Genomic DNA, 20,146 nt, shown 5'->3' with positions numbered 1-20,146 from the left:
CGAATCCCGCTCTCACCGTCCTCGCGGAGACTCCCCCTCACCCCAACCCTCTCCTCGCAAGCGGGGCGAGGGGGAAGAGGCACCATGCGCATCACTCTCATCCACGCCCTGAAACACTCCATCGCCCCGATCGAGGCGGCGTTCGCGCAAGGCTGGCCGCAGGCGCGGCTGATGAACCTGCTCGACGACAGCCTGTCGGCGGATCTCGCGCGGGACGGCAAGCTCAATGACACCATGACCGAACGCTTCCTCGCGCTCGGCGACTATGCTGCCGCTACCGGCGCCGACGCGATCCTGTTCACCTGCTCGGCCTTCGGCCCCTGCATCGAAGCGGTGGCGCGTGCGCATGCACCGATGCCGGTGCTGAAGCCCAATGAGGCCATGATCGAGCAGGCGGTGACGATGGGCAGGCGGATCGGTCTGCTCTCGACCTTCCCGCCGACGCTCGCCTCGATGCCGCCGGAGTTTCCGGCCTCGGTCGAGATCGTGCCGAAGCTCGCCGAAGGCGCGCTTGCCGCACTCGATCGCGGCGACGGCGCCACGCATGACCGGCTGATCGTTGAGGCGTCGCGCGACCTGCGCGACTGCGACGTCATCGCGCTCGCACAGTTCAGCATCGCATCAACCGCGCCGCTGGTGGCCGAAGCCACCGGCAAGCCTGTTGTCACGACGCCGTACAGCGCCGTCGTGAAATTGAAGAGGCTACTGAAGGCCTAAGCGCCTGCCTTGTCGCGCCAGCGCGCATCCTTGATGGCGGCATCGAGCGCGACCTTGGTCTCGGTCACGAAGTCCTCGACCAGCTCCTCGCGCGTGGTGTGCGCGGCCTCGCCGGTCAGCATCCCCTGCTCGGCCAACATCACCACGCCATGGAGCGCAGCCCAGATCTTGTACGCGTGCCGCTCGCGCAGATAGCCGACAGCCGGCGCCTCCAGCGCTTCGACGACCAGCGCAAAGGTTTCGCTCGCCGCCTTATGCAGCTCGCTGCCCTTGGCGGCGCAGGACACCGTGCGCGAGGCGAACATCAATCGATAGATGCCGTTGCGGCGCAGGCCGAAATCAAGCGTCGCCTGCGCGAGCAGCGACAGTTTTGATTGCTTCGACGGCTTCGCCATTGCCTCGCGCATCACGAATGTGAACTGCCGGAAGGCCTCCGCCGTCACCGCAGCCAGCAGCGCCTCGCGATCAGCAAAGTGCCGGTACGGCGCGGGTTGCGACACGCCGAGTTCCTTGGCGAGCGCCTTGATGCTGATGGCTTCCGCCCCGCCCTGCTCGGCCTCGCGTAACGCGGCCTTGATCAGAGCGTCGCGGAGATCGCCATGGTGGTAGGTGTTTTGCGGCTTGCGGGCGAGTTGGGACGGCATGTTGCACGGCAATCTATAAGTTTGCCCTTGACAGGGAAAGCCCGGCAATAATGTAATATACTATAACTTAGAGCCTGCAGCCCGGGCTGCAGACATAAATTCAAATGAGGAAGCATAGCGGCCCCTGCGGCTCGCGTGCGCACGGCCAAGGAAAGCTGCAATGGCAGAACGACTGAGGGTTCACGTCGATCCCGACAAGTGTCAGGGCCACGCCCGCTGCAAGGCGCTGGCGCCGGAGCTGTTCGAGCTCGACGAATATGGCAACGCCCATGAGGTCGGCGACGGCACTGTGCCCGCGGGCCTCGAGGACAAGGCCTGGCTTGCCAAATCCAATTGCCCGGAAATCGCGATTGAAGTGACCGAGGAATAGGCGCCTCGCGCTTGTCCGCTTGCATGCTTTGGCCTGAACTCACCCTTCAGAGGATTTTGCAGAGATGTCCGACGTCAGCACTCCAACCGCCCATCCGCCGGTGACCGATTGGGTCAACGATTTCGACCACACCGATCCGAAGTGGACCGAAAATCCCTTCCCGATCTGGGATGAGTTGCGCGCCGCAAGCCCGGTCGTGCGCACCGAGCGCTTTCTCGGCTGCTACCTGCCGACGACCTATGAGGCGGTGCGCGAGATCGCCAACGACACCGAGCATTTCTCCTCCCGCCGCGTCATCGTGCGCGACGTCCGTCCGGAAGTGGCACGAAACGCCGCACCACCGATCACCTCGGATCCGCCCGAGCACAAGCCTGCCAAGCAATTGCTGCTGCCGCCCTTCACGCCGGATGCGATGAAGAAGCTGGAGCCGCGGATCCGGGCCATCTGCAACGAGCTGATCGACGGCTTCATCGCCGACGGCAAGGTCGATGCGGCGGCGCACTACACCAAACACATCCCGGCGCGGGCCATTGCATACATGCTCGGTATTCCCGAGAGTGACAGCGATCTCTGCATCAACTGGATCCACATGATCCTGGAGCTCGGCATCAAGGACGAGAGCAAGCTGGTGCAGGCCATTCAGGAGATGAGCGGCTATTTCGCGGACCATATCGAGCAGCGAAAGCAGAAGCCGGCCGACGACCTGATCTCCTATCTCATCAACGCCAGGGACAAGAACGGCCAGCCGCTGGAAGATTCCCACGTGCATGGCTCGTTGCGGCTACTGCTGATTGCCGGTATCGACACCACCTGGAGCGCGATCGGCTCTTCGCTCTGGCACCTCGCCAAAACGCCGGCGGATCGCGAGCGCTTGCTGGCCGAACCGGCGTTGATTCCGACCGCAGTCGAGGAGTTGCTGCGCGCCTATGCGCCGGTGACGATGGCACGCGAGGTAATGAAGGAGACGACCATCTCCGGCTGTCCGGTCAAGCCTGGCAACATGGTGCTGCTGTCCTTCCCGGCCGCCAACCGCGACCCAAAAATGTTTCCCGATGCCGACAAGGTCGTGATCGACCGGCGGGAGAACCGCCACGCCGCCTTCGGTCTCGGCATCCACCGCTGCGTCGGTTCCAACCTGGCGCGGATGGAGATGCAAGTCGCAATCGAGGAATGGCTGAAGCGGATTCCCGACTTCAGGCTCGACCCGGCCGGCACCGTCACGTGGTCGCAGGGAACCGTCCGCGGCCCCCGCCAGCTGCCGGTGCTATTCGGGAAGGCCTGAGCGGTCGCCTGCCCTCATCGCTTCATGCTAGCATGTTAGCGGCGCTGATCGTGGCGCCAACATGATGCATGAACGATGACCGACGACGAGCTCCCGCCCGAAAGCAAGCTGACGCGCACCAAAGAGAAGTGGGCGCGCGAGGGTCGCTTCCTCACGGGCAAGATCAGCCGCCCGGAAGATCAACGCCTGCCGCCCGGCCAGCATTTGACCAAGGACTGGCCGGTGCTCGATCTCGGGGTCGTGCCACCGGTGTCGCGCGAACGCTGGCGGCTCGACGTCTATGGCGCGGTCGAGAACCCCGTGTTCTGGACCTTTGCCGAATTCACTGCGCAGCCGCAGGCGCATGTCACCTCGGACATCCATTGCGTGACGACCTGGTCGCGCTACGACAATCAATGGAAAGGCTTGGCGACCCGTGAGCTGCTCACGGCCTGCCAGCCGCGCGACGATGCCCGCTTCGTCGTGCTGCATTCCTATGACGGCTACACGACCAATCTCGCGCTGGAGGACTTTGCGGCCGAGGACGCCCTGCTCGCGCATAGCTGGTCGGGCCAGCCGCTTTCGGAAGAACATGGCGGTCCGGTGCGGCTCGTGGTTCCGCATCTGTATTTCTGGAAGAGCGCCAAGTGGCTCCAGGCGATCGAATTTTTGACCGAGGACGCGCCAGGCTATTGGGAAGTCCGCGGCTATCATAACCGCGGCGATCCCTGGGCCGAGCAGCGCTATTCCGGGGACTGAAGGAGCCACCTCTAAGGAGACACGCCCATGCCGACGGAGCGCTTTCAATTCGCGGGCGAAGGCGGCTACCAGCTCGCCGCCGCACTGGAATTGCCGCAGGGCGAGCCTGCGGCCTACGCCCTGTTCGCACACTGCTTCACCTGCGGTAAGGACACGCTCGCGGCGAAGCGCATCGCGGTTGCGCTGGCGGCCAGGGGCATTGCGGTACTGCGCTTAGATTTCACGGGGCTCGGCTCCAGCGAGGGCGATTTCGCCAACTCGACGTTCTCCTCGAACGTCGCCGATCTCGTCCGCGCCGCCGATCATCTGCGCGCGACGCGCAAGGCACCGGCGATCCTGATCGGGCACAGCCTCGGCGGCGCGGCGATCCTGGCAGCGGCGAGTAAGATTCCGGAGGCCAAGGCGGTTGCCACTATTGCAGCGCCCTCCGATCCCGCACACGTCACCGGGCTGTTCAAGGAGCACATCGATAGCATCCGCAAGCAGGGTGAGGTCGAAGTCTCGCTTGCGGGGCGGCCGTTCCGGATCAAACGCGAATTCCTCGATGACATCGTCGAGCATGAGCTGATGAAGGACGTCACCGGATTGCACAAGGCGCTGCTGGTGATGCATTCCCCGGTCGACGACACCGTCGGCATCGACAATGCGACAAAAATCTTCGTGTCGGCAAAGCATCCGAAGAGTTTTGTGTCGCTCGACCATGCCGATCATCTCCTGAGCAAGCCCCGCGACGCCGCCTATGCCGCCGATGTCATCGCGGCCTGGGCCAGCCGCTACATCGAACCTGCCGCGCTGCCCAAGGTGATGGATCTCGGCGAGGCGCCGCGCCAGGTTGTCGTGCAGGAGACGCGCAAGAGCAAGTTCAACCAGACGATTGCGGTGGGACCGCATCGACTGGTCGCGGACGAGCCGGTCTCGGCCGGTGGCGAGGATGCCGGCCCGGGCCCCTATGATTTCCTGCTCGCCGGGCTCGGCGCCTGCACCTCCATGACCATGCGGCTTTATGCCGACCGCAAATCGCTTCCGCTCGACCGCGTCACGGTCACGCTCAAGCACAGCAAGATCTACGCAAGGGATTGCGAGGAGTGCGAGACGCGCGAGGGCATGCTCGATCAGATCGACCGGGTGATCGCCATGGACGGCAGCCTCGACGCCGAGCAGCGCAAGAAGCTGATGGAGATCGCCGACAAGTGTCCGGTGCACCGAACGCTGACATCGGAGATCCGGATCGTGACAAAGGCGACCGGTTAATTGGCTGGCGCCACCTTGAGCGGCTGAACGCGCAACGCCCCGCGCAGGCCTGCGGTGGTGCCGAGCAGAATGCCGGCAACCGCGACAAAAGAAGCCAGCGACAGGGTGGAGAGGCCGGTAAGCCCCTGCCCGATCGAGCAGCCAAAAGCCATCACGCCGCCGATGCCCATCAGCGCAGCGCCGCCGGCCGAGCGCAGCATGTGCCGCGGCGAGGAATAGCCTTCGAGATGGAAGCGGCCCGTTGCGAGCGCCGTCACCAGGCTGCCCGCGAATACGCCCGCGACCGTCGCAATGCCGAAATTGAGCGTGAGTCCCGTCGACAGCATGGCGTACTGCAGCGCGTCGGCAATCGGTGCGATGAAGGTGAGCGAGGTGACCGGCACCGGATTGAAGTCGTCGGCGCCGAGATAGCCGGTGACGTACCAGCCGCCGGCGACCAGAAGACCCAGGATAGCGCCGGCCGCGATCTGACCCGGCGACCGGCGGAAGCCGCCATGGGCGAACGCGAAGACGGCCAAGACGCCTGCGACCACCAGCGAGGCCAGCATCCGCGCGACCGCCTCGCCCAGACCGAGCGCCGATGCGAGAAGCGGCAGCGAATTCGCTGATATCGTGGTCTGCGAGGCCTGAACGATCGCGATCCGCGCCGGCGCAACCAGGCCCTTCAGCGTCATCTGCGCGGCGATGGCGAGCACGATCACGACGACGAAGGAGCGCAGATTACCGCGACCGAGCAGCACCAGTGCACGGGAGCCGCAGCCGTTCGACAACACCATGCCGTAGCCGAACAGGAGTCCGCCGAGAAACAGGACTGGTACCGAGAAGGTGGGCTGGAGGTAGATCGACTTGCCGAGATCGACAGTACCGCGGCCGGCAAGAAGCTGGCTGGCAACGATCGCAACCGCAATCGCCAGCACATAGGTGCGCATGAGACGGCCGTCGCCTTCGGCGAGGACGCCACGCATGCTGCTCATCAGGCAAAAGCCGCTCAACAGCCCCACGGCCCCGTAAACAAGGCCGATGGCAAGACCTGCAAGCGTGACGAGGTGAGCGGTTTCCATCATGACAATGTGTTACGGCCGCAGGATCACGCGGTCCCGCGACGAACCGGCGACGGCGACATAGGCCTCCTTGGCACGATCCAGCGGATAGATCGCGCTCGCCTTGATCGGGAATGGTTTCAGATGCCCGCTCGCAAAGCCCGGTCCGAGATCGCGCAACACGGTGCCTGTCGCAACCGACGACAGTCCGAGCGTGTCGATGCCGACATAGGTGTGCTGCCCCCGATAGAATTCGAGAATGTTGAATTGCACGATGCGGTCGATCGCTGCGATCAAGATCTGCCGGCCGCGCAAGGCAAGCGACTTGTGCGCGGCCTGGAAATAGGGATCGCCGACGGTGTTGAACACGATGTCCGCGCCCTTGCCGGACGTCAGCTCGCGCACGCGTATGGCAATGTCGGTCGCGGAAGCATCGATCACTTCGATCGGCGCATTGCTGTGACCTTCGTAGGCCTCGGCCTTGCGTACCACGCCGATGACACGCGCGCCCTGCCAGGTCGCGATCTGCACGGCGGCTTGTCCAACCTTGCCATTTACGCCCATGACAAGCACGGTCTCGCCGGCCTCCGGCACGCCGGCGCGACGAAAACCTTCCATGGCGGTCACGAAGGGCACACCGATGCCGGCGGCTTCCTCCCAGGAGATGGCTGCCGGTTTATCGACCACCGCGTCAGCCTCGACGACGAGATGCGTCGCATGGGTGCCGTCACGGCGGATGCCGAGATCGCCGGACGAGCCGAACACCTCGCGCCCGGTGGCGCCGGCCGGACCGTCGATGACCACACCCGCATAGTCACGGCCGGGCGTGCGTGGAAATACGGCATAGGGCATCAGCCCGGTTGCGGCCTTGACGTCGGACGGATTGACGGCGGCGGCCTTCACCTCGATCAGGAGGTCGTTGGACCCGCGCACAAGCCTGTGCTGCTCGACGCCAGGTGCCAGCGCCGCGGCATTTTCGGCCTTGGCGTTGAGGCGCACGCAGCGCGCTGCAATGGATTTCGTTTCGGTTCCTGACATCGGAAGGCCCGCTCTTTCCCGCGGGCCTTGTCGCCTCTGGTCCCGGCCAAGTCAACCAGCCAAGTCAATCCTTCGGCCGCTTGTCGAAGAGCCGCTTGGCCTTGCCGAGCGACCGCTCGAGCGTGGCGGGCGCCACCGCCTTCACCTTGGCTGTGATGCCGATCGTGTTCTTGATATGGGTCGCAATCCGGTCGGCATGGTCGACGAGCCCGCGGCCATCCCAACTTTCCGGCCGCGCCTCGGCGATGATGGTCAGCTCGTCCATGCGGCCCTCGCGGGTGAGCTCGAGGATGAAGTGACCGCCGCACCAGTCGGTCGCGAGCAGCACCTCCTCGATCTGGGTCGGGAACAGGTTGACGCCGCGCAGGATGATCATGTCGTCGGAGCGGCCCGTCACCTTCTCCATGCGCCGCATGCCCGGCCGCGCCGTGCCCGGCAACAGCCGTGTCAGGTCGCGGGTGCGATAGCGGATGACCGGAAACGCCTCTTTCGTGAGTGAGGTGAAAACCAGCTCGCCCTTCTCGCCGTCGGGCAGCACTGCGCCGGTCTCGGGGTCGATCACCTCGGGGTAGAAATGATCCTCCCAGATGTGCAGGCCGTCCTTGGTCTCGATGCACTCCTGCGCGACGCCGGGGCCGATCACCTCGGAGAGACCGTAGATGTCGGTCGCATCCATGTCGAAGGCATCCTCGATCTCGCCGCGCATGGCGTTGGTCCAGGGCTCGGCGCCGAAGATGCCCACTTTAAGCGAGCACTGGCGCGGGTCGAGCTTCTGCCGCTTGAACTCGTCGAGGATCGCGAGCATGTAGCTCGGCGTCACCGTGATGATATCAGGGCGGAAGTCGTTGATGAGCTGCACCTGCCGCTCGGTCATGCCGCCGGAGATCGGCACCACCGTGCAGCCGAGCTTTTCGGCGCCGTAGTGCACTCCCAAGCCGCCGGTGAACAGGCCATAGCCATAGGCATTGTGGATGATCATGCCGGTGCGGCCGCCGGCGGCGCGGATCGAGCGCGCCATCACCTCCGACCAGGTGTCGATGTCGCGTTGGGTATAGCCGACGACGATCGGCTTGCCCGTCGTGCCTGACGATGCATGCACGCGCACCAGCTTCTCGCGCGGCACGGCGAACATGTTGAAGGGATAGTTGTCGCGCAAATCCGTCTTCACCGTGAACGGAAACTTTGCGAGGTCGGACAGCTCCTTGAAGTCGGACGGATGCACGCCCGCCTTGTCAAAAGATTTGCGATAATGCGTGACGTTGTCATAGGCGTGCTTCAGCGACCAGGCGAGACGCTGCGTCTGGAGCGCCTTCATCTCGTCGCGGGATGCGCGCTCATGCGCGTCCATCTCGGCGCTATAGGTGCTGCCGCCTGCCTTGAGCTTGGTCAGAGCCATCTGCGTTTCCCCACATCGTCTGTTCTTTTTGACTTATTGCTTGTGATCTTGTGCCGGTGGCAGCCACGTGCCTGGTGTGACACGCGAATGCCCGCGGAATTCGGCTATGACGGTGTCACCGACCGTGACGCGCACGTCATAGATGCCGGAGCGGCCGCCGCGGGTGATCTCCCGCGCGGTGGCGACGAGACGATCGCCGAGCTTTCCCGGCCTGATGAAGGTGATCTGCCCTTGCGCCGCAACCACGCGCTCATTGTGCGAGTTGCAGGCGAACGCGAAGGCGGAATCGGCGAGCGTGAAGATGAAGCCGCCATGGGCGATGCGCTGGCCATTGACCATGTCCGGCCGCACATTCATCGCCAGTGTCGCATAGCCCGGACCGATCTCGACGATCTCCATGCCGAGGCCTTTTGAGGCATCGTCCTCGACCCACATCGCGTCGGCACAGGCGCGGGCGACATCTTGGGGCGACAGGGCTGCTTTCACGTTCACGCGCATCTCCCGGCTGGACTTTTTCGCATGATGTTCTGCCGCTCGATCGATTGAGTCAAATAATGCGACGCATTTGCATCGTAAGGGCCTGATCCGCCCTCTCAGACATGATCATAATCGACCACGACCCGCTCGGATGACGGCTTGGCCTGGCATGTAAGGACGAAGCCGGCCTCCAGTTCCCAAGGCTCCAGCGAATAGTTGATGTCCATGGGCGCCGTGCCTTCGACGAGTTTTGCACGGCAAGTCGAGCACATCCCGCCCTTGCAGGCGAAGGGCAGATCCACGCCGGCGCGCAGAGCGGCATCGAGGATCGCCTCACCTTCCGCGACAGGAACCTCGCGGCGCTTGCCGTCGATGATCAGCGACGCGATCGCCTTCGGCGGCGCGTCGGCGGCAACGACCTTCTTCGGCCGAGGCTTGCCGCCGAACTCGGAGACGAAACGTTCGACATGAATGCGATCCTCAGCAATGCCGAGATCGCGGCAGGTCGTCTCGATGTCTTCGCTCATGCCGAGCGGACCGCAGACGAAGACGTGGTCCACGCTCTGGGCCGGCACCAGCGAGCGCAGCAGCACCCGCACCTTCTCGCCGTCCAGCCGCCCGTGCAGGATCGGGATGTCCTGATCCTCGCCGGAGATGACGTGGAAGATCGAAAGGCGATCGATAAAGCGGTCCTTCAGTTCCTCCAACGCTTCGAGGAACATGATGTTGGCGCTGGCGCGATTGCCATAAAACAGGAAGAAGCGGCTCTTCGGCTCGCGCGCCAGCACGCCCTTGACGATCGACAGGATCGGCGTGATGCCGGAGCCGGCGGCAAAGCCGACATGGGTGCGCGGGGCCTCCGGCGCAGCGATCTGGCCGAAGCGGCCGGTTGGCGTCATCACGTCGAGCTCGTCGCCGCATTTCAGCTCGTCCGCGGCCCAGCTCGAAAACGCGCCGCCGTCGACCTTCTTCACGGCGATCCGCATTTCGCCGTCATCTGGGCCGGAGCAGATCGAATAGGAGCGCCGCACCTCTTCGCCATCGAGCATCGTGCGCAGCGTGAGATACTGGCCTGGCGCAAAGCCGTAATCGTTCGCAAGCTCAGCAGGGATCGCAAAGGTCATCGACACGGCGTCAGACGCCTCGCGGCGGAGGTCGCTGACGGCCAGGCGATGGAAACGGGGGGCGGCTGCTGACATGATCAATGACACTTGAAGTAATCAAAGGGTTCGCGGCAGGACTTGCAGCGCCACAGCGCCTTGCAGGAGGTCGAGCCGAATTCGGACAGCAGCTCGGTATCCTCGGAACGACACTGGGGACAGGCCACGCTCTGCTCCCCGAACAGCGCGCGGCGCGAGTTCGAGGGCTGCGGCGGCGCGATGCCGTAGTCGCGCAGCTTGCGCCGCCCCTCCTCGGTCATCCAGCCGGTGGTCCAGGCCGGTGACAGTACGGTGCGGACTTTGGGTTGACGGAAGCCGGCGCGCTCCAGCGCGATCTCGATCTCGAGCGCGATCATGTTCATGGCAGGACAGCCCGAATAGGTCGGCGTGATTGCAACTTCGACCCGGTCACCGGTGAGCGCGACGTCACGGAGCACACCGAGATCGGCGATCGTCAGCACCGGGATTTCCGGATCGACCACGCTCGCCGCGGCGTCCCAGGCGCGCTGACGCAGGTCGCTGTCTGTTACGGTCACCATGTCAGACCCGGGAAGGTGCGCTGCATCGACTGCAACTCGCTAAGGAGATGGCCGAGATGCTCGCTGTGCCGGCCGAAGCGGCCGCCCTGCTGCATCCAGTCGTTCTGCGGCAGTACGAGTGTGGCTTCGCCGGCGACGTTCGTCACCGTCTTCAGCCAGCGCTCGCGCAATGCGATGGGATCGATTGCGATCCCGGCGTCGATCAGGCCACGCTCGCTGTCGTCGACGGCGAACATCTCGCCGGTGAAAGCCCAGAGACGATCGATCGCGGCCTGGGCGCGGGCGTGGCTCTCCTCGGTCCCGTCGCCGAGCCGGATGATCCATTCCGAGGAATGGCGGAGATGATAGGCGCTCTCCTTCTCCGACTTGGCAGCGACAGCGGCGAGCGTCGCATCGCGCGAATTCATCATCGCGCGCCAATAGAGGTCGGCGAAGGCCGAGTAGAAGAATTGCCGAACCAGGGTCTGCGCAAAGTCGCCGTTCGGCTGCTCGACCAGAAGCAGATTGCGGTACTGCCGCACGTCGCGCAAATAGGCGAGCTTGTCCTCGTCGTTATCCTTACCCTCGGCCTTCGCCGCATAGCCATAGAGCTCGCGCGCCTGACCGATCAGGTCGAGCGCGATGTTGGAGAGCGCCATGTCTTCTTCCAGCATGGGTGCGTGTCCGCACCATTCCGACAGACGATGACCGAGGATCAGCGCATCGTCGGCGCGGCGCAGCGTGTAGAGCACCAGCGGCGTCTCGGAGACCTCGATGTTGGCGACGACCATCACATGTGCCCCACTTCTTCCGGCACGTCGTAGAACGTCGGATGCCGATAGATCTTGGATTCCGCCGGCTCGAACATCATGCCCTTCTCGGCGGGATCGGAAGCGGTGATCGCGGTCGACGGCACGACCCAGATCGAGAGCCCTTCGCCACGGCGGGTGTAGATGTCGCGCGCGGCCTGCAGCGCCATCGTCGCATCGCTCGCATGCAGCGAGCCGACATGCTTGTGCGCGAGCCCGTTGCGGCTGCGAATGAAGACTTCCCACAAGGGCGTGTTCGGCGTGGCCATCGTGACCTCCTCTATTCGGCGGCTTGCGCGGACTGGCGATATTGCCGCTTCTTGGCATAAGCGGCGGCGGCCTCGCGCACCCATGCTCCTTCGTCATGCGCCTTGCGGCGCGCGGCCATGCGATCGCGGTTACAGGGGCCGTTGCCGGCGAGCACCTGCTTGAACTCGGTCCAGTCGATCTCGCTGTAGCGCCAGTGCCCTTCCGCATCCTGCGTCATGCCGGGATCGGGAATGGTGAGACCCAGATATTGCGCCTGCGGCACAGTGGCATCGACGAACTTTTGGCGCAGCTCGTCATTGGAGAAGCGCTTGATCTTCCACTTCGTCGAGGCGTCGCTGTGCTGGCTCACCTTGTCGGGCGGACCGAACATCATCAGCACCGGCCACCACCAGCGGTTCAGCGCATCCTGCGCCATCGCCTTCTGCTCGTCCGAGCCGCGGCACAGCGTGAGCATGATCTCGTAGCCCTGGCGCTGGTGGAACGACTCCTCCTTGCAGACGCGGATCATCGCGCGCGCATAGGGGCCATAGGAGCAACGGCATAGCGGGATCTGGTTCATGATCGCCGCGCCATCGACCAGCCAGCCGATCACGCCGATGTCGGCCCAGGTCAGGGTCGGGTAGTTGAAGATCGAGGAATATTTTGCCTTGCCCGCGAGCATGGCGTCGACCAACTCCTCGCGCGAGGTGCCGAGCGTCTCGGCGGCGGCATAGAGATAAAGCCCGTGGCCGCATTCGTCCTGCACCTTGGCGAGCAACGCGGCCTTGCGGCGCAGCGACGGCGCGCGGGTGATCCAGTTGCCTTCCGGCAGCATGCCGACGATTTCGGAATGAGCGTGCTGGGAGATCTGCCGCGTCAGCGTCTTGCGATAGGCCGCCGGCATCCAGTCGTTCGGCTCGATGCGCTCCTCGGCATCGATGCGCGCCTGGAATTGCGCGGCATGCGCCACATCCTCGAGGCTGCGGTCATCCGCCTCAGCCGTATTGAGCGCCTGGGTGTACATGCGCGTCCTCCCGATTTGTTGGGAGCCAATATATAACAGAAATCTATCTATGCAATATATTTCTGTAACATAAAAGGCGAGAGCGTTTTCGAGCGAAGTGGACGCCGGTTCGCGTAAAGAAAACGCGTCAGAACAAGGCTCTAGGTATCGAAGCGGCGCTCCAGCACTTTGCGGGCCGGCGGCAGCGGGCCCTTCTCGTTGGTTCCGTGGCCATCAAGCCATTGTTCCGACGGCACAAGCAGCGCGCGATAGATTTCGCCGCAGAGCGCGCGGGCCGCCCTGCCCGGCCAATCAGCCGGCAGCAGGCTCTCCGGCAACAAGGGATCGCGCAGCACGACACGGCGGTAGTAGTGGATCAGCAAGACGCGTGCGGTGAAGGCATCGGCGTCCGAAAGATTCGTGCCGCGGCCGAGCGCGGCGCGCAGCGGCTCGAACATCTTCATGAATTTTTGATAGGCGTCGGCCGTGCGGTCGAGCGGCCAGCTTGCGCTGAGCAGGCGCCGGCCGCTGTCGTCCTCGGCGGAGACTTCGAGCCGGATCGCGCCCGCGGCTTCCTCCGGCACAGGCACGCCCGATGGCGCGACCCACACGCCCGGCAGCGGGCTGCCGAAGCCGGCGTTGCGCAACGCCTCGCGCGAGGCGTCGCGGTCCTCGCCATTGCCGATGAGAAGCAGCTCGAAGCGTCCGGTCCAGTCGGACGGCGGCGGATCGTAGATGTGGCGCGTGGCGGCCTCAAAAGTCTGACGCCCCTTCTCGGCGAGGCGGTAGAAAGAGTTGCGGCCGACCTTTTCGCGCGTCAGCCAGCCGTCGGCCGCGAGCCGCGACATCGCCGTGCGCACGACACCGCTGTCAATGTCGAGGCCGGCGAAGAATTCGAGCAGCGTGCCCAGCCACACCGAGCCGCCGCGCGGCACGATGGCATCGCCAAAGACGGTGATGACGATGGAGCCGGTGCGCGACGGCTCGCGCTTGAGCTGATCGATGATGCGGGACAGCGGATGCGCCATGCGTCAGGCATAGCGCGATTTGCGCGGGTGCGACAATGCGCACTGTAACTCCCTCTCCCCGTTCTGACGGGGAGAGGCGAAGTATCAGCGATGCGGGTTCGGGTAGACCATACTGCGCCAGCCGCTGCGATCGAAGGGCTGCCACTCGCCCTCCTCCTGCGCGAGGCGGTCGGCGACGGCGTAGACCGCGGCCGGATGATGCCCCATGCCGCAATGGCTGCTTTCGACCTCGATGCTTTCGGTCTGCGCGGAGGTCCTTTCCATGCAGCCCTGCCAGGCGCAGACGCCGTCGGTGCGGCTGAAGATGGCGGTGGTCGGCACCGGCGGCGGCTCCGCGAGCGCGCCGCCGAAGCGCGGATCCTCTTCGTCGGCCTTGCGACCGCTGGCCCATTCGTAGACGCGCCAGGCATTGGTCGAACGCGGATCGCCGGCAAACGGGCTCCCGAGCGTGATCACCTGGCGAACCCGCTCCGGCATCATCTTGGCGAGTTGGCGCGCATAGAGACCGCCGAGACTCCAGCCGACCAGGCTGACCTTGCGGCCGTGGGTGTCGTTCAGTTCGTGGACGAGATCGACCATCGCGTGCTGCACGCCCGGACGAAGACCGTAGTTGCGGCCCTGACGCCAGCCGCTGACGGCGTAGCCCTTGCCCCGCAGGAAGCTCCGCAGCGGCCGCGTCGACATGTCTGACGCAACGAGGCCCGGCAGCACCAGCACGGGATGGCCGTCACCGCGCGGCGCCAGCGAGAGCAGCGGCAGCGCGCCGAGGAATGCGCCCAGCTCGTGGATCGCGCGCCCCTCGAGAAACATCAGGGTACGAGACGGCGGAGACAGGGTCTGGGCAGTGGCGGTCATCAAGGTTTCCTCTGGAAGAGCACCGGCCGCGAATCGCGACGGCGTGTGGGTGAGAATTCCAATACGCCGGCTTCTTGATCGTTCCGCAGCGCAACATGAATCAGCTAGGCGGCCGGTTCCCGACATTCAAGCGGGTGAGGCGCAAGGCCACAATAGGCCCACGCGTTAATGCTAACGTCCGTGACGCAAAAGTCACAGCATTCGAAGCAGGAATTCTACGGAGTAAAGCGCCAGGCCCGCGAGGCCACCGATCAGCGAACCGTTGAAACGGATGTATTGCAGGTCGCGGCCGATGTTGATTTCGATTAGCGAAATCAGCTGCGCCATATTCCAGGACTTGACCTGGTCGGAGATGAAGGTCGAGACGCCGCTCTTCTGATCGGCGATGAAGCTGCGCAGCACCGCGACCAGCCCCTTGTTGATCTCGCCGCGCAACTCGGCGTCACCCGCGAGTGCCTCGCCGGCCGCGACGAACATGCCCGCGAGATGATGCTGCAGCACCTGCGTCTCGCCGGATGCGCTACGCTCGATGAAGGCGCGCGTGTTGGCCCACACCGTGCGCGCGAGATCGGCAAGCTCGGGACGCGCGAGCAGATCGCGCTTCAATCCGTCGATGCGGTCGATATAGGTCTGGTCGGTGCCGAGCCGATCGACGAAGGTCAGCACCATGCGGTCGAACTCGCTGCGGAACGGATGTTTGGGATCGCTGCGCACCTCGTCGAAAAACGCGGTCGCCGACGCCACGATCTTGTTCACCAGAAATTTGTCGGCGCGGTAGAACCGCAGCAGGGTCGGCAGCTCCGCGCGGATCTTTTCGCGGATCATCGCCATGGTCTCCGTACCCGTCAGCGTGTCGTGCATCACGCGCAGGAGATCGTCGAACAGGACCTGGTGCCGCCCCTCCTCGACGAAGCCGCGCAGCGTGCCGGCGGCAAGCGGCGCGAGATCGATCGACTGGAGCTGCGACGACATGCGGCGGATGATGAAGGTCATCAGGCCGGAGGTCTCGGTGGCGGACACCGCCTCCGGCAGCAGGCGCAGCGCGAAGCGCGCAAGGTCGTCGCTACGCTTGCGGTCGCGCAGCCAGTCGGCGACGAAGGAGCCGAAATCGATCTGCTTCAGCTTGGCTTCGACCGGCGCCGCTTCCAGGAAATGCACCTCGATGAACTCGCCAAGTTTTTCGGCAATGCGCTGCTGATTGCTCTGAATAATCGCTGTGTGCGGGATCGGCAGGCCGAGCGGGCGCTTGAACAGCGCGACCACGGCGTACCAGTCGGCGAGGCCACCGATGGTGGCGGCTTCCGCGAACGCCGCGATGAAGCCGAACACCGGATGCACGTTGAGGAGCCACTTCGCGATCACGAACAGCGCCAGCGTCGAGGCCAGCACCAGTGTCGCCAACGCCTTCACGCGTCGCAGCTCCGCCGCGCGCTGCGCGTCGCCGGGGGTATCGAAGGAGAAGGTGGCGGGCGGGGTCATGACCATTTCAGAGTACGTCATTCCGGGGCGGTCCGCAGGACCGAACCCGGAATCTCGAGATTCCACAATGCGCAATTGCGCATTGGGGTTCGATGGTTCGCATCGCCCCGGAATGACGAGTTGTGACTGCACAAAAAACAAGGCCCGCCGAAGCGGGCCTTAAAATTACGGTTTCAACGCGACGCGCAATCAGGCGGTCTTGTTGTAGACCTTCGCGAAGTTGTCCTGAGCGGACTTCGCGCTGTTGGCGGCGAGCTTGCCGAGATAGTCGGTCGTCGCCTTGGCGCGCGAGACGAACACTTCGCCACGGGCACGGAGCAGGTCCGACTGGATCTGGACGGCTTCGTTGAGCGACTTCGCGGAAGCGAGCTTCTCGATGCCGGCGAAGAACGCCTCGGCGTCCTGGAAGATCGCCTGCTGGATGTTGCGGCTGATCTTGCCGGCTTCGGTGACGGACTCCGTCGCCGCGTTCTCGATGGCGGCGGTCACCCGCTCGGAGCCAGCGAACACTTCGGCAGCGCGATCCTTCGCGGTGTTGGCGGTCTTCTTGACGAACTCACGGGCTGCCTCGGGAACTTCCAGGTTCTGGATGTTCTTCAGGGCGTCCTTGATGCCGTCGAAAGCAGAATTGGTCTCGGTGGTCATGGGGTTCTCTCCATCCTCAATGGGCTGAGCTATGGGCTCACCCCGTCCGGATTGGCCCGGGGCATCCCCTATATCGCATAGTTAATGTTGCGACGCAACAATCGTGTTGCGATGCGACATCACGAAATCGTGAACAGCCTTAACGAGTGGCAACCTGCCGCCTCCGTGGCCAGTTGGGGGAACCCGGGGATGCTCAACCCGCGAGCCGGGGACTTTCAGCGCTGGACGGCGCCTGATTTAGTGCTGGACGGCGCCTGGCAGCCCATAGGCCTCCATCTGGGCCTGGACCTGCGCAATGTTGTGCCCGAGCACGACGATGTCGTGGGTTTTGCCGTCGACGTCCCGGACATGGTCCCTGAGCAGCGCCTCGGCCTTGAAGCCGAGGCTCTCGAACAGCGCGATCGCCGCCTGCTGATCGACCGTCATCTGCACCGAGAGCTTTTCGAGACCGGCGCCCAGGGCCAGGGCAAACGTCTCCTGCGACAGCGCCCGCCCGACCCCCTTCCCGCGCACGTCCACGGAAACCACCATCCGGATCTCGCCAACATGCGGCGACCAGGAATGCGGATCGCGCACCAACGTGCCGCAGCCCACGACCTTGCCGTCTTTCACCGCGAGCAGGCTCGTGATCGCCCCGCGCTCGATCTCCTTGACCCAGGCCGACAGCACCTTTGGCTGGCTGATGTTGCGCGGCAGGAACAGGAGATCATGGGTCGGCAGCGCCTGGCCGAAGGCCAGCACCGCAGGCTCGTCCGCGGGCGACATCACGCGGATCTCGATATCACCGGCGTCGGTCTTGACGTGACGCGGGTAGGAACGCACTTCGCTCATATCGATCTCTTTCCCAACCAGGAGTCCAGTTTCGGCCATAGCCGCTTGATTGCATTGGCGCCGGCGACGAGGGAGACGTGACCGCCCTTCAGCATCACCTCCTCCTTGTCCGTCGAGCCGATCTTGGTGATCAGATGCTTTGCGGCATCATAGGGCACGATGTGATCGTGCTCGGCGACCGCGTGCAGGATCGGCACCTTGATGTTCGCGAGCTTTGCCGCGCGCCCGCCCACCGACATGTTGTCGTTGAACAGCTTGTTGTCCCACATCAGGTCCTTGGTGATGGCGCGGAAATATTCACCCGCGAGCGGCAGCGTGTCGGTCGCCCAGCGGTCGAACATCCGGTATGACTTTACGAACTCGTCGTTCCAAATGTTCTCCCAGAGCTGGATCTGGCTGACGGTGCGCGAGGCCGGGCGCAGCATCTCGAAGGACGACAGGATCATCTCCGGCGGCACGTTGCCGACACTGTCGACGAGGCGGTCGACGTCGAAATAACGACGGTCGGAAAAATTCGAGAACAGCTTCATCTCGCGAAAATCGATCGGCGTGGTGAAGCAGATCAGATTCTTCATCGGCCCGTCGTTGAAGATCGAGCCATAGAGCAGCGAGAGCACGCCGCCGAAGCAATAGCCGATGACCGAGACGTCCTTTTCGCCGGAATCCTGCTGCACGCGGCGGACGCAGTCCGGGATGAAGTCGAGAACATAGTCCTCCATGCGCAGGCTCTTCTCTTCCGGGCGCGGCGCGGTCCAGTCCAGCATGTAGACGTCGTAGCCGCGCTTGAGCAGGAACTCGATGAAGCTCTGGCCCGGCACGAGATCGAGGATGTAGCCGCGGTTTGTGGTCGCCATCACGATCAGCACCGGAATGCGGTAGATTTCGTCTGACTGCGGCCGGTAGTGATAGAGGTTCATGGTGCCGCGCGAATGCAGCACGTCCTTCGGCGTCGATCCGAGCGTCGGGCCGGAGGTCGAGAAATATTCGACGCCCTTGATGCTGCGCTGGATCGCGCGCTGCACCTCGGACTGGATGCGTTCCGGGATCGATGCGAAATCAAGTCCCGTCGGCGCGTTCATCTTTGCTCTCCACTGTCCGACGGCGGGCGTTTGGTGCGCGGCGGCCGCGGTATGGTGCCGCTTTGCGGCGCGCCGGAACCAGCCGACATCTGGCTCAGCATCGATTTGATCTCGCCCAGTTGTCCTTCAATGGACTGAAGCCGCTCGGCAATACCGGTCATCTGCTCCCGGCTCGGCAGATTCATCGAGAGAAGATATTTCTCCATGAGATCGCCGAACTGCTTCTGAGCACCTGCAGCAACGCCGCCAGCCCGGTTCATGGCCTGCGAGAATTCCGGCGACGACATGGCCTGATTGGCAAAGGAGTTGAACCCCTTCTCCATCTCGCCAACCATCTTCTGCCACATGGCAACGGGGTCGTTGATCTTGTCGGTCATCGGCGTCCTCCACTCACGAGGGCATTTGGCTGCCCTTCTTTTTCGCCATACCACACCGTTGTGACGAGCCGGTCAACCGGGGAGAAGCGGCACGGCGTCGCGCGCAAGGCTTCTTTGCGACGGCAAACCATGCGATAGAACTGACGTCGTCCAACCGGTTTCAAGGAGCGGTCCGTGAACGCCTCTGCCCATCAACCGCCGCAGATCGCGCGCGCCAACGGCATCGACATCTGCTACGAGATTTTTGGCGATGCGAATGCCGAGCCGCTGCTGCTGATCATGGGCTTAGGGGCCCAGATGATCCACTGGGACGACGCGTTCTGCGAAAAGCTTGCCGCACGCGGCTTTCGCGTGATCCGGTTCGACAATCGCGACATCGGCAAGTCGAGCCACATGACGGGTGGCAAGCGGCTGACGCCGTTCGAGCTGCTAAAACTCCGGTTCCTGAGGATTCCGGTGGCCGCGACCTACAAGCTCCTCGACATGGCGAAGGATACCGTCGGGCTGTTGGACGTGCTCGGCATCAAGTCCGCGCATCTGGTCGGCGCCTCCATGGGCGGCATGATCGCGCAGGAGGTCACGCTGTCGTTTCCGCTGCGCGTCCGCTCGCTCACCTCGATCATGTCGACCACCGGCAACCCGCGGGTGCCGCCGCCGACCAGGGAAGCCGCGGCGATGCTGATGGCACCGCCGCCGCGCAGCAAGGAGGAATACATCGCGCGCTTCGGCCAGACGTGGAAAGTGTTGCGCGCCGGAAGCTTTCCCGAGGAGGAAGCCCTCGATCCCGGCCGCGCCGAGCGCACCTTTGCCCGCGGCCTCAACCCGGCCGGCGTCGGCCGCCAGTTGCGCGCGGTGCTCGCCTCCGGCAGCCGCAAGGAGCGGCTGCACAAGGTAACTGCGCCGACGCTGGTGATTCACGGCACCGTCGATCCGCTGGTGCGCCCCGAGGGCGGCAAGGACACGGCGGCCTCGATCCCGAACGCAAAGCTCCTGATGATCGACGGCATGGGCCACGCGCTGCCGGCGCGGTTCTGGCCCGAGATTATCGGCGCGATCGACGAGCACGCCCATCGAGCGGCGGCGAAGGCGGCGTAGAGCGACGCACACGGTCTCCTCCCAGTGACCATGTGAGCTGCCGGTTACTCCCTTAACGTAAGCCG

At 64.3% G+C, this 20,146-nt stretch carries 23 protein-coding genes; 6 read left to right on the top strand and 17 right to left on the bottom strand.

Annotation, left to right across the window (positions count from 1 at the left end; translation table 11 throughout):
• The first annotated feature begins 84 nt into the window (after nucleotides 1-84).
• The gene (locus tag JQ632_RS10565; RefSeq protein ID WP_212402243.1) at nucleotides 85-717 is read left to right on the top strand and encodes an aspartate/glutamate racemase family protein; all 633 of its coding nucleotides are present in this window, start codon (nucleotides 85-87) and stop codon (nucleotides 715-717) included.
• On the opposite strand, the gene JQ632_RS10560 is transcribed toward JQ632_RS10565, so the two are convergent.
• Entirely contained in the window at nucleotides 714-1,361 is a 648-nt protein-coding gene (locus JQ632_RS10560) for a TetR/AcrR family transcriptional regulator (RefSeq protein ID WP_212402242.1), read from the bottom strand. The two genes, JQ632_RS10565 and JQ632_RS10560, sit on opposite strands and share 4 nt — an antisense overlap.
• Before the next feature lie 160 nt (nucleotides 1,362-1,521).
• On the opposite strand from JQ632_RS10560, the gene JQ632_RS10555 reads away from it, so the two are divergent.
• From JQ632_RS10555 to JQ632_RS10540, 4 genes are all read left to right on the top strand, one after another.
• Nucleotides 1,522-1,731, top strand: coding sequence for a ferredoxin (locus JQ632_RS10555; protein WP_212402241.1), 210 nt, complete (start codon nucleotides 1,522-1,524; stop codon nucleotides 1,729-1,731).
• Between the two features lie 64 nt (nucleotides 1,732-1,795).
• Nucleotides 1,796-3,013, top strand: a complete 1,218-nt coding sequence (locus tag JQ632_RS10550) for a cytochrome P450 (RefSeq protein WP_212402240.1) — start codon at nucleotides 1,796-1,798, stop codon at nucleotides 3,011-3,013.
• 75 nt (nucleotides 3,014-3,088) lie between these two features.
• A complete protein-coding gene (locus tag JQ632_RS10545; protein ID WP_212402239.1) occupies nucleotides 3,089-3,751 on the top strand; it encodes a sulfite oxidase-like oxidoreductase in 663 nt (220 codons plus the stop codon).
• Between the two features lie 27 nt (nucleotides 3,752-3,778).
• Nucleotides 3,779-5,002, top strand: coding sequence for a bifunctional alpha/beta hydrolase/OsmC family protein (locus JQ632_RS10540; RefSeq protein ID WP_212402238.1), 1,224 nt, complete (start codon nucleotides 3,779-3,781; stop codon nucleotides 5,000-5,002).
• On the opposite strand, the gene JQ632_RS10535 is transcribed toward JQ632_RS10540, so the two are convergent.
• From JQ632_RS10535 to JQ632_RS10460, 16 genes are all read right to left on the bottom strand, one after another.
• Nucleotides 4,999-6,063 carry a YeeE/YedE family protein gene (locus JQ632_RS10535; protein ID WP_409363477.1) on the bottom strand — a complete coding sequence of 355 codons (1,065 nt, stop codon included), beginning with the start codon at nucleotides 6,061-6,063 and terminating at the stop codon, nucleotides 4,999-5,001. The genes JQ632_RS10540 and JQ632_RS10535 overlap by 4 nt on opposite strands.
• 12 nt (nucleotides 6,064-6,075) lie before the next feature.
• Nucleotides 6,076-7,080 carry a zinc-binding alcohol dehydrogenase family protein gene (locus tag JQ632_RS10530; protein ID WP_212402236.1) on the bottom strand — a complete coding sequence of 335 codons (1,005 nt, stop codon included), beginning with the start codon at nucleotides 7,078-7,080 and terminating at the stop codon, nucleotides 6,076-6,078.
• 64 nt (nucleotides 7,081-7,144) lie between these two features.
• Complete coding sequence (paaK, locus tag JQ632_RS10525; protein ID WP_212402235.1) at nucleotides 7,145-8,476, bottom strand: phenylacetate--CoA ligase PaaK; 1,332 nt, start codon at nucleotides 8,474-8,476, stop codon at nucleotides 7,145-7,147.
• 33 nt (nucleotides 8,477-8,509) lie between these two features.
• Nucleotides 8,510-8,968: a hydroxyphenylacetyl-CoA thioesterase PaaI gene (paaI, locus tag JQ632_RS10520; RefSeq protein WP_212402234.1), complete on the bottom strand. Its 459-nt coding sequence runs from the start codon at nucleotides 8,966-8,968 to the stop codon at nucleotides 8,510-8,512.
• Between the two features lie 101 nt (nucleotides 8,969-9,069).
• Nucleotides 9,070-10,152, bottom strand: coding sequence for a 1,2-phenylacetyl-CoA epoxidase subunit PaaE (paaE, locus tag JQ632_RS10515; protein ID WP_212402233.1), 1,083 nt, complete (start codon nucleotides 10,150-10,152; stop codon nucleotides 9,070-9,072).
• A gap of 2 nt (nucleotides 10,153-10,154) precedes the next feature.
• Nucleotides 10,155-10,652 carry a 1,2-phenylacetyl-CoA epoxidase subunit PaaD gene (paaD, locus tag JQ632_RS10510; RefSeq protein ID WP_212402232.1) on the bottom strand — a complete coding sequence of 166 codons (498 nt, stop codon included), beginning with the start codon at nucleotides 10,650-10,652 and terminating at the stop codon, nucleotides 10,155-10,157.
• The gene (gene paaC / locus JQ632_RS10505; protein WP_212402231.1) at nucleotides 10,646-11,422 is read right to left on the bottom strand and encodes a 1,2-phenylacetyl-CoA epoxidase subunit PaaC; all 777 of its coding nucleotides are present in this window, start codon (nucleotides 11,420-11,422) and stop codon (nucleotides 10,646-10,648) included. The genes paaD and paaC overlap by 7 nt, the downstream gene beginning before the upstream one ends.
• Nucleotides 11,422-11,709: a 1,2-phenylacetyl-CoA epoxidase subunit PaaB gene (gene paaB, locus JQ632_RS10500; RefSeq protein ID WP_140980859.1), complete on the bottom strand. Its 288-nt coding sequence runs from the start codon at nucleotides 11,707-11,709 to the stop codon at nucleotides 11,422-11,424. The genes paaC and paaB overlap by 1 nt, the downstream gene beginning before the upstream one ends.
• An 11-nt stretch (nucleotides 11,710-11,720) precedes the next feature.
• Nucleotides 11,721-12,713, bottom strand: a complete 993-nt coding sequence (gene paaA, locus JQ632_RS10495; RefSeq protein ID WP_212402230.1) for a 1,2-phenylacetyl-CoA epoxidase subunit PaaA — start codon at nucleotides 12,711-12,713, stop codon at nucleotides 11,721-11,723.
• A 140-nt stretch (nucleotides 12,714-12,853) separates the two neighbouring features.
• The gene (gene paaX, locus JQ632_RS10490) at nucleotides 12,854-13,720 is read right to left on the bottom strand and encodes a phenylacetic acid degradation operon negative regulatory protein PaaX (RefSeq protein WP_212402229.1); all 867 of its coding nucleotides are present in this window, start codon (nucleotides 13,718-13,720) and stop codon (nucleotides 12,854-12,856) included.
• 84 nt (nucleotides 13,721-13,804) lie between these two features.
• Entirely contained in the window at nucleotides 13,805-14,575 is a 771-nt protein-coding gene (locus tag JQ632_RS10485; protein WP_212402228.1) for a triacylglycerol lipase, read from the bottom strand.
• 192 nt (nucleotides 14,576-14,767) lie between these two features.
• Nucleotides 14,768-16,054 (bottom strand): DUF445 domain-containing protein, encoded by a 1,287-nt coding sequence (locus tag JQ632_RS10480; RefSeq protein ID WP_212402227.1) that lies wholly within the window; start codon nucleotides 16,052-16,054, stop codon nucleotides 14,768-14,770.
• 189 nt (nucleotides 16,055-16,243) lie between these two features.
• The gene (locus JQ632_RS10475; RefSeq protein WP_212402226.1) at nucleotides 16,244-16,699 is read right to left on the bottom strand and encodes a phasin; all 456 of its coding nucleotides are present in this window, start codon (nucleotides 16,697-16,699) and stop codon (nucleotides 16,244-16,246) included.
• Nucleotides 16,700-16,936: 237 nt separating this feature from the next.
• Nucleotides 16,937-17,530, bottom strand: a complete 594-nt coding sequence (locus JQ632_RS10470) for a GNAT family N-acetyltransferase (protein WP_212402225.1) — start codon at nucleotides 17,528-17,530, stop codon at nucleotides 16,937-16,939.
• Nucleotides 17,527-18,609 (bottom strand): alpha/beta hydrolase, encoded by a 1,083-nt coding sequence (locus tag JQ632_RS10465; RefSeq protein ID WP_212402224.1) that lies wholly within the window; start codon nucleotides 18,607-18,609, stop codon nucleotides 17,527-17,529. The genes JQ632_RS10470 and JQ632_RS10465 overlap by 4 nt, the downstream gene beginning before the upstream one ends.
• A complete protein-coding gene (locus JQ632_RS10460; protein WP_212402223.1) occupies nucleotides 18,606-18,986 on the bottom strand; it encodes a hypothetical protein in 381 nt (126 codons plus the stop codon). The genes JQ632_RS10465 and JQ632_RS10460 overlap by 4 nt, the downstream gene beginning before the upstream one ends.
• Nucleotides 18,987-19,160: 174 nt before the next feature.
• Between JQ632_RS10460 and JQ632_RS10455 the strand changes: the two genes are divergently transcribed.
• On the top strand, nucleotides 19,161-20,081 hold the full coding sequence (locus JQ632_RS10455) for an alpha/beta fold hydrolase (RefSeq protein WP_212402222.1): 921 nt from the start codon (nucleotides 19,161-19,163) through the stop codon (nucleotides 20,079-20,081).
• Nucleotides 20,082-20,146 lie beyond the last annotated feature (65 nt).

Source organism: Bradyrhizobium liaoningense, from assembly GCF_018130955.1.
GTDB lineage: Bacteria > Pseudomonadota > Alphaproteobacteria > Rhizobiales > Xanthobacteraceae > Bradyrhizobium > Bradyrhizobium liaoningense_C.
Note: the sequence above shows the minus strand (reverse complement) of the source record. Positions and strands in the feature narration are given on the sequence as shown.